General features: G+C 51.6%; 1 pseudogene. It reads right to left on the minus strand.

The window, feature by feature from the left end:
• A pseudogene (locus tag Q4563_RS18435) lies at window positions 1–312 on the minus strand (extracellular solute-binding protein); the annotation flags it as partial.

The following is a 312-nucleotide window of genomic DNA, read 5'->3' on the forward strand; positions in this document are numbered from 1 at the left end:
GTGCTGTCGAGGTTGCCGTAGTTACTCAGTTTGCTGCTGTCGATGGTGGTGTAGATACCAGCCTGGATCTGACGCTCCAGAAACGCTCCGGTTGGAATCACCAAATCATAACCGCTGCTGCCGGTCATCAACTTGGCCTCCAGTACTTCGTTGGAGTCGTAAACGTCGTAGTTCACCTTGATGCCGGTTTTCTGTTCAAACTCAGACACCGCTTCCGGGTAAATGTAGTCCGACCAGTTATAGATATTCAATTCCTTGTTATCAGCGGCCAATACGCTGGATGCGGCCGTCAGCGCACATACAGAGGCCATC

Source organism: Gilvimarinus sp. 1_MG-2023, assembly GCF_030548285.1.